At 72.6% G+C, this 11275-nt stretch carries 9 protein-coding genes; 5 read left to right on the forward strand and 4 right to left on the reverse strand.

Translation table 11 applies throughout. The annotated features are described in order from the left end of the window. Positions 1-11 precede the first annotated feature (11 nt). The gene (locus ACH0A8_RS11530; RefSeq protein WP_400428152.1) at positions 12-3434 is read left to right on the forward strand and encodes an efflux RND transporter permease subunit; all 3423 of its coding nucleotides are present in this window, start codon (positions 12-14) and stop codon (positions 3432-3434) included. Between the two features lie 128 nt (positions 3435-3562). Here the strand turns inward: ACH0A8_RS11530 and ACH0A8_RS11535 are convergent, their stop codons facing one another. Together ACH0A8_RS11535 and ACH0A8_RS11540 are read right to left on the reverse strand one after the other, a co-directional pair. Beyond that, positions 3563-3817, reverse strand: a complete 255-nt coding sequence (locus ACH0A8_RS11535) for a hypothetical protein (protein ID WP_406907239.1) — start codon at positions 3815-3817, stop codon at positions 3563-3565. An 84-nt stretch (positions 3818-3901) separates the two neighbouring features. Then, a complete protein-coding gene (locus ACH0A8_RS11540; RefSeq protein WP_066652193.1) occupies positions 3902-4933 on the reverse strand; it encodes an alpha/beta hydrolase in 1032 nt (343 codons plus the stop codon). Between the two features lie 292 nt (positions 4934-5225). On the opposite strand from ACH0A8_RS11540, the gene ACH0A8_RS11545 reads away from it, so the two are divergent. Both ACH0A8_RS11545 and ACH0A8_RS11550 read left to right on the forward strand, forming a co-directional pair. Beyond that, entirely contained in the window at positions 5226-6107 is an 882-nt protein-coding gene (locus tag ACH0A8_RS11545) for a PPK2 family polyphosphate kinase (RefSeq protein ID WP_406907240.1), read from the forward strand. A gap of 286 nt (positions 6108-6393) precedes the next feature. Continuing rightward, on the forward strand, positions 6394-8508 hold the full coding sequence (locus ACH0A8_RS11550) for a DEAD/DEAH box helicase (protein ID WP_406907241.1): 2115 nt from the start codon (positions 6394-6396) through the stop codon (positions 8506-8508). 70 nt (positions 8509-8578) lie between these two features. Here ACH0A8_RS11550 and ACH0A8_RS11555 read toward each other — a convergent pair whose 3' ends face one another. Together ACH0A8_RS11555 and ACH0A8_RS11560 are read right to left on the reverse strand one after the other, a co-directional pair. After that, the gene (locus ACH0A8_RS11555; protein WP_066652197.1) at positions 8579-9088 is read right to left on the reverse strand and encodes a mycothiol transferase; all 510 of its coding nucleotides are present in this window, start codon (positions 9086-9088) and stop codon (positions 8579-8581) included. Between the two features lie 54 nt (positions 9089-9142). Further along, positions 9143-9748, reverse strand: coding sequence for a MarR family transcriptional regulator (locus ACH0A8_RS11560; RefSeq protein ID WP_406907242.1), 606 nt, complete (start codon positions 9746-9748; stop codon positions 9143-9145). A gap of 247 nt (positions 9749-9995) precedes the next feature. Here ACH0A8_RS11560 and ACH0A8_RS11565 point away from each other — a divergent pair, with 247 nt between their 5' ends. Together ACH0A8_RS11565 and ACH0A8_RS11570 are read left to right on the forward strand one after the other, a co-directional pair. Beyond that, entirely contained in the window at positions 9996-10595 is a 600-nt protein-coding gene (locus ACH0A8_RS11565; protein WP_066652201.1) for a hypothetical protein, read from the forward strand. Positions 10596-10638: 43 nt separating this feature from the next. Continuing rightward, positions 10639-11275, forward strand: a 637-nt coding sequence (locus ACH0A8_RS11570; protein WP_406907243.1) for a S24/S26 family peptidase, incomplete at its 3' end; no start/stop codon positions are given.

Genomic DNA, 11275 nt, shown 5'->3' on the forward strand with positions numbered 1-11275 from the left:
AGGATCGGCACGTGCACCTCCTCTCGGTCTTCAGCCTCCGGAACCGCGCCCTCATCGCGCTCGTCACGATCGTCGTCGCGGTGTTCGGCGGCGTCGCCCTGACGAACCTCAAGCAGGAGCTCATCCCGAGCGTCCAGTTCCCCCAGGTGGCGATCGTCAGCGCCTACCCCGGTGCGACGCCGGAGGTCGTGTCGAACGACGTCTCGACGAAGATCGAGCAGGCCATCCAGGTCGTGCCGAACCTCGAGTCGACGAGTGCGACCTCCTCGACCGGGCAGAGCGTGGTGTCCGCCTCGTTCGACTACGGGTCGAACCTGGCCAGCGCCGAGGACAAGATCCAGACCGCGGTGAACGCCCTGTCGCTGCCGGACACCGTGCAGACCCAGATCGTCACCGGGTCCTTCGACGACCTGCCCGTGCTGCAGCTCGCCGTCACGGCCTCGGGCAACCAGGAGCAGCTCGTCGACCGGCTGAACGCCACGGCGGTGCCCGACCTCGAGAAGCTCGACGGCGTGCGGCAGGCCGACGTCTTCGGCAACCCCGGCCGCCGCATCGTGATCACCCCGGACGAGGACGAGCTCGCGGCACGGGGGCTCACGACGCAGTCGATCTCGGACGCCCTCGACGACAACGGCACGCTGATCCCCGGTGGCACGATCACGCAGGACGGCACGACCCTCTCGGTGCAGACCGGGCAGCGCATCGCGTCGCTCGACGACATCCGCGGGCTGCCCCTGACGGCGTCGAGCGGGTCCGGGTCGTCCGGCTCGTCGGCCGGTGGATCGTCCACGGGCGGTGCTGCGACGGACTCCGGCAGTGCCGCGGGCGCTCCCGGCAGCACCGGCACGGCCACCGGCTCCGCGGGTTCCGGGGACGGCACCGCGGGCGGGACGGCCGCGGGCCAGGGCCAGACCGGTGCGACCGGCACCGGGACGACCGCGACCGGCGGTGCGGGCGGGAGCACCGCCTCCACGCCGACCTCGCTCGGTGACGTCGCGACGGTGCAGATCGAGGAGTCGCCGAGCACCTCGATCAGCCGCGTCGACGGCAAGACCGCGCTGACCATCGCGATCACGAAGACGCAGGAGGCGAACACCGTCGACGTCTCCGAGACGGTGAAGGCCGCACTGCCCGGCATCGAGGCCAAGGTCACCGGCGACCCGCAGTTCACCGTGGTGTTCGACCAGGCGCCCTACATCCAGCAGTCCATCGACTCCCTGGCGGAGGAGGGCCTGCTCGGCCTCGGGTTCGCGGTCGTCGTCATCCTGGTGTTCCTGCTGTCGTGGCGGTCGACGCTGGTGACCGCGATCTCGATCCCGACCTCGGTGCTGCTCGCCGCGATCGGCATGCAGGCCGCCGGCTACACCCTCAACATCATCACGCTCGCCGCGCTCACCATCGCGATCGGCCGCGTGGTCGACGACTCGATCGTCGTCATCGAGAACATCAAACGGCACCTGCAACCCGGCGTCGACCGCGGGCGGGCGGTGCTCGACGCCGTGCGCGAGGTCGCCGGGGCGGTCACCGCCTCGACGCTCACGACCGTTGCGGTCTTCCTGCCGGTCGCGTTCGTCGCCGAGCTCGTCGGCGAGCTGTTCCGGCCCTTCGCGCTCACGGTCACGATGGCGTTGCTCGCGTCGCTGTTCGTGTCGCTGACGATCGTGCCCGTGCTCGCGTACTGGTGGCTCCGGGCGCCGAAGACGCACCGGCACGCGGCGGTGCCGACCACCGGATCGACCGAGACCGGGTCGACCGAGACCGTGCCCGCGAGCTCGTCGGCACCGGTGTCGGCTGCGTCCGGGGCGGCTGGACCGACGTCGACCGGGGCGCTGACCTCGGCCGACGACCTGCACGACGCCGGGACGTCCGACCGGCTGCGTCGCGGGTACCTGCCCGTCCTCCGCTGGGCGGTCGGCCGCCCGGCGCTCGTCCTCGTGCTCGCCCTGGTCGTCCTCGGCGGCACCGCAGCGGCCGTGCCCTTCGTCAAGACGAACTACCTCGGCGACTCCGGGCAGAACACCTTCACCGTGACGCAGGACCTCGAGCCGGGCACCAGTCTCGACGAGCAGTCGGACGCCGCGCGCAAGGTCGAGCGGGTGCTGCAGGACGTCTCCGGTGTCGAGACCGTGCAGACCACGATCGGGTCGAGCGGCCAGTCCATCCAGGCCGCGTTCGGCGGCGGCGCATCTGCCTCCGTGCAGTACAACGTCACGACCGACGCCGGGGTCGACCAGACGACGATCCAGTCCGAGGCCCGCGACCGCATCGAGCGGATCGACGGCGTCGGCGAGGTCAGCCTGTCGAGCGCCGGTGGCGGCTTCGGCGGGTCGAGCGACATCGAGGTGGACGTCACCGCGCCGACCCAGGCCGAGCTGCAGACCGCGGCGGAGAAGGTCCTCACCGAGATGCGCGGCGTCGACGGCACCACCGCGGCGTCGAGCAACCTGTCCGCCGCCGAGCCGTACCTGGCCGTCCGGGTCGACCGGACGAAGGCCGCCGAGCGCGGGCTCACCGAGACCCAGGTCGGCGGCATCGTCGCCGCTGCGGTCTCGCCGCGGGACACCGGCAGCGTCGAGATCGACGACGCCACCCTCGACGTCTACATCGCCGACCCGGAGCCGCCGACCACCATCGACGCACTGAAGTCGCTGTCGATCCCGACCGCGAGCGGCGAGGTCCCGCTGACCGACGTCGCGACGGTCGAGCAGTCCGACGGTCCGACCACCATCACCACGTCGAACGCCGTGCGCACGGCGACCATCACGGTCACGCCCGACTCGACGAACCTCGGACAGGCGGTGCAGAACGTCACGACGGCCGTCGATGCCCTCGACCTGCCGAAGGGTGCGTCGGCGACGATCGGCGGTGTCGCGTCGAGCCAGTCGTCGGCGTTCAGCCAGCTGCTGCTCGCCGTGCTCGTCGCGATCCTGATCGTCTACGTGATCATGGTCGCGACCTTCCGGAGCCTGCTGCAGCCGATCCTGCTGCTGCTCTCGGTGCCGTTCGCGGCGACCGGTGCGCTGCTCCTGCAGATCGTCACGGGCATCCCGCTCGGGGTCGCGTCGCTCATCGGCCTGCTCATGCTCGTCGGCATCGTCGTCACGAACGCGATCGTGCTCATCGACCTCGTCAACCAGTACCGCCGCCGTGGGCTCCGCGTCCGCGAGGCACTGATCGAGGGAGCGACCCGCCGACTCCGGCCGATCCTCATGACGGCGCTCGCGACGATCTTCGCGCTGCTGCCGATGGCGGTCGGGCTGACGGGGAAGTCGGGCTTCATCTCGCAGCCGCTCGCCCTGGTGGTGATCGGCGGTCTGGTGTCCTCGACGTTGTTGACCCTCGTCGTGCTGCCGGCGCTGTACTCGGTGGTGGAGGGCTTCCGGGAACGCCGGGCCGACCGGCGGGCGGAGCGGGAGGCGGCAGCAGAGCACTGACACCGGGCGCCGGGGTCCGGACGCTCGAGGCGTCAGTCGCGGGTGCCGGACCGAGGGCGCCGGACCGCGGGCGCCGGGTGTTGGGCGTCAGACGGCGGACGCCGGGGTCCGGATGCCCGAGACCCGCGTCAGTCGCGGGTGCCGGACTCCTCGGCGTCGACCTGCCGGAACCACGACACGAGCACGCAGGTCAGGGTGACGAGGAACACGATGGCGGCACCCTGGGCGGCGATCGCCATGTGCCCGGTGGCCGCCGAGTATCCGCCGAAGGCCACGGCGGCGGCGAACGACAGTCCGAGCAGCAGCTCCGCGTACGTCCGGACGGAGGTCCGGGTGGGCCACTCGGTGACGGGGCGCGCGGGACGGGTCGTGGTGTCGGTCACCCCTCGAGTGTGCGCGGACGCCCCAGCCCCCCGCACACCCGAGTCCGGGTGCCACCCGCACGGGGCACGGCCCGGCCGGACCCGTCAGCGGAGGCGGTCGCGGAGGAACGCCACCACCCGCTCGCTCATCGCCCGGTCGAGCTGGGCGATCGAGTGCGCCGTCCCCTCGACCGCGACGAACGTCACGGGGACGTCGTGCTCGCGCAGGGTGGCGACGAACTCCTGCGACTCCCACAGCGGGATGAACTCGTCGGTGGAGTGCCCCACGAAGAACGGAGCGGTCTCGTCGGTGACGTGGTACCCCGGCGAGGCCGCCCGTGCCGCCGGGCACGTCGTGTAGTCCCGGCAACCGAGGTAGAGCAGCTGCTTCCGCTGGAACGACGCCGACACCCCGTCCGGCTCGGTCGACCGCGTCGTGAGGTCGGTCGGACCGCTGAGGTCGACGACCGCGCGGATGCGGTCCCCGGCGGCCCACGCGGCCGACTCGTGGTCGGTCACCGCGAGCATCGCCACGAGGTTGCCTCCCGCGCTGCCGCCGAAGAGCCCGACGCGGTCCGGGTCGATGTCGTAGGTCCCCAGCGTCGCGGGTCGGAACACCCAGTCGAGCGCTCGGCGGACGTCGTCGAGCCCCGCCGGGAACGGGTCCGTCGGTGCGAGGCGGTAGTCCACGTTCACGGTGACGAAGCCCTCGGACGCCAGGTACTGGCACACCGCCCGGTAGGCGGCCGTCGCCTTGTCACCGTGCGACCAGCTGCCCCCGTGGACGAGCATCACGGCCGGTCGGCCGCCGGCAGCACGGGTGTCCCGTGCGTCCGCGCGCGCAGTGGCGTCACCGGCCGGCGTCGCTGGCGTCGACGTCGGGGCCGTCGGGGTCGCCGTGGTGTCCGGTGCGCTGTCGGGCGGCAGGCACACGTCGAGGCGCTGCAGCGGTTCTCGACCGTAGGGCACGTCGGCGACGACCTCGATCCCGGGGTAGCGCAGCGACAGCGGGTAGATCACGGGGTCGGCGGTGACGACGTCGTCCCGGTCGCCCGCCGGTGTGCCGCTGCACGACCCGAGCACGGCCGTCGCCACGAGCGCGGTGAGGAGCGCGAGCAGGGTGCGGCCGGTCTTCATCGACGTCCACGCTAATCCCGCCCGCTCGGCACTGCGTCCGCCGTCCGGACGAGTGGGCTCCTCCCTGCGGCCGAACCGGGCGTACCTGGTCGGACCGGGCGTACCTGGTCGAGCCGGGCGTACCTGGTCGAGCCGGGCACACCTGGTCGTCCCGGGCGTACCTGGTCGAACAGATCGACCAGGTGTGCCCGATCTCGCCAGGTACACCCGAAGTCACCGGGCGCCCGGGCCGCCCGATCTCGCCAGGTACGCCCGATCTCACCAGGGACGCCGGGATCCGCCGGGTGCCAGGATGGGCACGAGACCCGCAGGAGGACCCGTGAGCCGTCGCAAGGCCTGGAACACCGACCCCGAACCGCTGCTCCGCGTCGAGGAGGGTTTCCGCCTCGACCGCGTCGACCCCGACGGCACGCCGGGCTTCCCCGGCCGCAAGATCGACGGGCTCGAGGCCCTCGCCGCCGGTGCCGACCGCCTCGCCGCCCTGCAGGAACGCCTGCACGCCGCGAGCACCGCCGGCGACCAGCGTCGTGTGCTCCTCGTGCTGCAGGCGATGGACACCGCGGGCAAGGGCGGCATCGTCTCGCACGTCGTCGGCGCGGTCGACCCGAACGGCGTCCACTACGCGGGCTTCGGGGTGCCCACCGCCGAGGAGCGCGAGCACGACTTCCTCTGGCGCATCGAACGGCAGCTCCCCGCGGCGGGGCAGCTCGGTGTGTTCGACCGATCCCACTACGAGGACGTCCTCGTCCAGAAGGTGCGCGCGTTCGCCCCGCCCGAGGAGATCGAGCGTCGGTACGGCGCGATCGTCGACTTCGAGGACCGTCTGGTCGAGCAGGGCACGACGATCGTCAAGGTCATGCTGCACATCTCGAAGGACGAGCAGCGCGAGCGCCTCGGCGACCGGCTGGACCGCCCCGACAAGCACTGGAAGTTCACCCCGGGCGACATCGACGAGCGTCTGCTGTGGGACGAGTACCAGCAGGCGTACCAGACGGTGTTCGACCGCACCTCGACGGCCCGGGCGCCCTGGTACGTCGTCCCCGCGAACCGCAAGTGGTACGCCCGGCTCGCCGTGCAGCAGCTCCTGCTCCGCGCGCTCGAGGACCTCCAGCTCACCTGGCCCGCCGCCGACTTCGACGTGGCCGAGCAGCGACGGCGGCTCGCGGAGTCCTGATCCCGCTCACGGTCTGGAGGCCCGGCACCCCTCCGCCCCGCGGCCCACGGCCGCGCACGGCCGGCAGTCGATCGGTCGGGGCTGGCCAGGCGGGCTCGTGTCACGTAGACTCGCTCGGTCGGCCTTCGGCACCGCGGCATGTGACCGCGGGTCTCGTTTGGGTGTGTGTGCGCTCGAGGGCTGGATTCACGTCGATCCGCGACGGGAAGAACCCCCTCCCCGCTGAAGAGCCCCCGCCGATGTCGCTGCCGGGCGCTGTGGGACGTCTGCACCCCGGAAAGTAGCAATGGCCCCGTACGACAAGGGCGCGCGTCAGCGTGCCGACGACCGAGTCCGCCACGCGAACGGCACGCCCGCCGCTCGCAGCAGCAAGCACCGCGGGTACCGCGCCGCCGACCCGGCCCAGCCTCGGCAGAAGCAGCGCTGGGACGCCGAGGAGCGTCGCGGCCGCGCATCGCAGGGCGAGCGCCCGGCTCGCCCGAACTGGGAGCCGCGCGACGGCGGCCAGCGCCGTGACGACCGCGGCGGACGCGGGTTCGACCGTGACCGTGGTGGTCGCGGCCACGACCGCGACGACCGTGCCCCGCGTCGCTTCGACCGTGACGACCGTGCTCCTCGTCGCGATGACGACCGTGGTGCTCGTCGGTTCGACCGTGACGAGCGTGCTCCGCGTCGGTTCGACCGCGACGACCGCGCACCCCGTCGTGACGACGACCGTGCCCCGCGCCGGTTCGACCGTGACGACCGTGCCCCGCGTCGGTTCGATCGTGACGACCGTGCGCCCCGTCGTGACGACGACCGTGCCCCGCGTCGGTTCGACCGTGACGACCGTGCCCCGCGTCGGTTCGATCGTGACGACCGTGCGCCCCGTCGTGATGACGACCGTGCCCCGCGTCGGTTCGATCGTGACGACCGTGCCCCCCGTCGCGATGACGACCGTGGTGCTCGTCGGTTCGACCGTGACGACCGCGCCCCGCGCCGGTTCGACCGCGACGACCGCGCTCCCCGTCGTGACGACGACCGTGGTGCCCGACGCCCCGACCGTGACGACCGTGCCCCGCGCCGGTTCGACCGCGACGACCGCCCGCAGCGCCGCTCCTCCGACGACGACCGCGCGCCCCGCCGCGACCGCGACGACCCGCGCCCGGCCTACGTCCCCGCGGACGACGTCAAGCTCGAGAAGCTCCAGGCCGAGGCGACCGTCGCGGCCGACGTCGAGGGCGTGACCTTCGCCGACCTCGGCATCGGCGGCAACATCTCCCGCGCCCTGGCCGAGATGGGTGCCACGGCCCCGTTCCCGATCCAGGCGGCGACGATCCCCGACGTGCTGTCCGGCAAGGACGTCCTCGGCCGTGGCCGCACCGGTTCCGGCAAGACGATCGCGTTCGGTGCACCCCTGGTCGAGAAGCTCATGGAGCACGGCGGCGGGACGAAGCGCAAGATGGGCCGCGCCCCGCGTGCGCTCATCCTCGCCCCGACGCGCGAGCTCGCCCTGCAGATCGACCGCACGGTGCAGCCGATCGCCCGTTCGGTGGGCCTCTTCACGACGCAGATCTACGGCGGTGTGCCCTACGGCCGCCAGGAGGGTGCCCTCGAGCGCGGCGTCGACATCATCGTCGGCACGCCCGGCCGGGTGCAGGACCTCATGAACAAGGGGAAGCTCGACCTCAGCGAGGTCGTCGTCTCCGTGCTCGACGAGGCCGACCACATGTGCGACCTCGGGTTCCTCGAGCCGGTGCGCGAGATCCTCTCCGCGACGGCCGAGGTCACGCCGCAGGGCAACCGCGCCCAGAAGCTCCTGTTCAGCGCCACGCTCGACGCCCAGGTGGCATCGCTCGTGTCCGAGTTCCTGCACGAGCCGAGCGTCCACGAGGTCGCCGGCGAGGACCAGGCGTCCTCGACCATCGACCACCGCGTGCTGGTCGTCGAGCAGCGCCAGAAGGACCAGGTGCTCGAGGAGCTCGTCGCCGGCGACGGCAAGACGATCGTCTTCGCCCGCACCCGGGCCTACGCCGAGCGCCTGGCCGACCAGTTCGAGGACGCCGGCATCCGGGCGACCTCGCTCCACGGTGACCTCAACCAGTCGCGCCGCACGCGCAACCTGCAGCTGCTCACGAGCGGCCGCGTGAACGTCCTCGTCGCGACGGACGTCGCGGCGCGCGGCATCCACGTCGACGACGTGTCGCTCGTCGTGCAGGCGGACGCCCCGGACGACTACAAGGCGTACATGCACCGCTCCGGCCGCACCGGCCGTGCCGGCAAGGAGGGCACCGTCGTCACGCTCGTCCCGCGTGGCCGCGTCCGGAAGATCGAGGGCATCCTCGAGAACGCCGAGATCGAGGCGGACCTCGTGCAGGCCGCCCCCGGCGACGGCATCGTCGCGGAGCTCGCGGCGCGCTAGACGCGACCACCTCGACCGACGGGAGGCACGGAGCCAGCTGGCACCGTGCCTCCCGTCCGTCCGGAAGGGGTCAGCGGCTGAAGAAGAGCAGGCCGCGCACGTAGCCGGCCTGGCCGGCGTGCTGCGTGCAGTCGTCGAGGATGCTGACGAGCCGTGCGCCGCGGGTCACCGGCGGGTCCCAGGCGTCGTCGACGACGGCGTCGAGGTCCTCCGGCGCCAGCGTCGCGACGTACGCGACCGTCCGCTCGTGGACCGCGCGGAGGTAGCCGTTCAACAGGTCCGCCGAGGCGCGCACGCGACCGACGTCGTCGCGCGACATCCCGTACCCGAGCGCGTCGGCCGGGAACGGTAGGTCGAACCGATCGACCCAGCCGTCCGCGGTCCAGACCTGCTCGGAGCCGGCGAGGTCGGCGACCTGCGCGTCCTGCCCGCGAGCGATGTGCCAGGCGAGCCACGCGAGGGTGTTCGCGCCGGCCGCCGGGCGAGCGGCGAGCTGGTCCGCGGACAGACCGTCGAGCGCACGCTCGACCGTCTCGGGGACGCGGGAGAACGCTTCGGTGAGGAGTTCGGCAGGGGTCATGCGGCCGACGCTACGCGGCGGGTGCGGGCCCTGCTCCAGGGCCCCGGTCCGCGCTCAGCGGGCGGTGGCCGCGCGGTGCCGCCGGTCGAGCGCTGCGCCGATGGCCTCGAGGGCAGCCGCGACGCCGTTCCGCTCGGTGGCGGGGACGGCCTCGCTGAAGGCCGAGGCGTACGCGGCGCTGACGGCCCGTGCGACGGCTGCGCCCGACGGCGTCAGGTGCACGAGGATGCTCCGCCGGTCGCCCGGGTTCGGGCGTCGCTCGAGGTGCCCGTGGCGCTCGAGCCGGTCGAGCAGCGAGGTCATCGCACCGGTGCTCAGCTCGAGGACGTCGCCGGCCTGCTTCGGTGTCGTCGCCTGCCCCTCCGATGCCGCGAGGTGCACCAGGAAGCGCGTGTCGGTGATGCCGAGGCCCTGCGCGGCGCTCTCGTGCGCGAGGACCCGAGCGTGCCGGACCTGCAGGACCCGGAAGGCCGCGATCATCCGTGCGAGCCCGGCGTCGTCCGCGGCCGTGCCGACACGGTGCGCCGGTGCCGGGTCGCCGATCGCGAGGTCGCTCTCGAGGTCGCTCTCGAGGTCGATCTCGACGTCGGGGGAGACCGGGGCCGGGGGGAGGCCGGTCGTGACGGTCAGGGGAGGCAGGGCGGGGGAGGTGTCCGTCACGGGGTGGCTCTTCTCGGGTGGTGATCGCGGCGGCGATCGACGGGACGCGGGCGGACCCGGGTCAGAGGTCCATGCAACAAGTATCTCAACGATTGAGACACCCCCCAACAATGGGGTCATTGCTTCTCTTGTCATCAACACGTTCGACAAGTAGCTTGATCGCCGTAGTACACAGGCACCGTAGCGCGACCAACCACCGCGGGTCCGGAGCCACCATCGATCAGAATCTCTCCTCCGGAGGACAACCATGTCCCGTGTGTCCCCTCGCGCCGCCCGTCTCGCCGCCTGGATCGCCGTGCCCGCCGCCCTCGTCGCCTCGGGCGTCGTCGTGTCGACCGCCTCGTACTCGGCCTTCTCGGCCACCACCACGAACCCCACCAGCAACTGGACCGCCGGCACCGTCGCGCTGTCGGACGACGACGCGAACACCGCGCTCTTCACCGCTGCGAACCTCAAGCCCGGCTCCGTCGACAGCAAGTGCATCACCGTGACCTCCACCGGGTCGCTGCCGTCGACCGTGAAGCTCTACGCGACCTCGCCGTCGACCTCGAGCGTGCTCGCGCAGAACACCACGATCAAGATCGAGCAGGGCACCGGCGGCGGCTTCTCGTCGTGCTCGGGCTTCACCCCCGCGGCGACCGGCGGGACCCTCTTCGAGAACACGCTCCCGACCCTCGGGACGCAGGCGACGAACTTCGCCTCGGGCCTCGGCGCGTGGACCACGACCGGTGCCGCCAGCGAGACCCGGGTCTACAGGGTCACGTACACCGTCTCCGCGAACACCCCGAACGCGGCGCAGGGCACCAACGCCCAGATCGGTCTCACCTGGGAGGCCCAGAACAACTAGCAGGGCACCCCGCCCGTCACCACGCCCCCGGTCGAAGGCAGTCATGGTCAGCATCGCAGTGCACGGTGGTCACACCCCGCACGACGTGCTCCACGACGTCGTCGACTGGGGGCGTGTCGTCGTCGCGACCGCGGCCCGGGCCGTCGTAGCGACGCTCCTCGGGCTCGCGCTGTGGTCGGCCGCCCCGGCGCTCCTCGGCTGGCACCCGACCACCGTGATGACCGGGTCGATGGCACCGCGCCTCGCGCCGGGCGACGTCGTGGTGTCGCGACCGGTCGCCCCGGCGGAGATCCGGCCCGGGCAGATCCTGCTCGCGGACGACCCCGACCAGCCGGGACACCTGCGGATGCACCGGTTCGTCGAACCCGGCCCGGACGGCACCGTCGTCACGAAGGGCGACGCGAACCCGCAGGCGGACTCGACGCCGATCGAGCGTTCCGCCGTGCACGGGGTCGGCTTCCTGCGGGTGCCGTCCGTCGCCACCCCGGTGCTCTGGGTCCGCGAGGGCCGCTGGGTCGAGGTCGGCACCGTCGCGCTCGCGCTCGTCGCGGTGCTCCTGCTCTGCACGGTCGACGCTCCGCTCCGTCGACGCGGTCCGCGGCACCGCGGCGACGGTGGGCACGCGGGCAGCGGCGGGACCGCGGGCCACGGCCGGGAGGCACGGCTCGCCTCCGCAGCGC

It is taken from the genome of Curtobacterium sp. 179-B 9B NHS (assembly GCF_045370965.1).
Taxonomy (GTDB): domain Bacteria; phylum Actinomycetota; class Actinomycetes; order Actinomycetales; family Microbacteriaceae; genus Curtobacterium.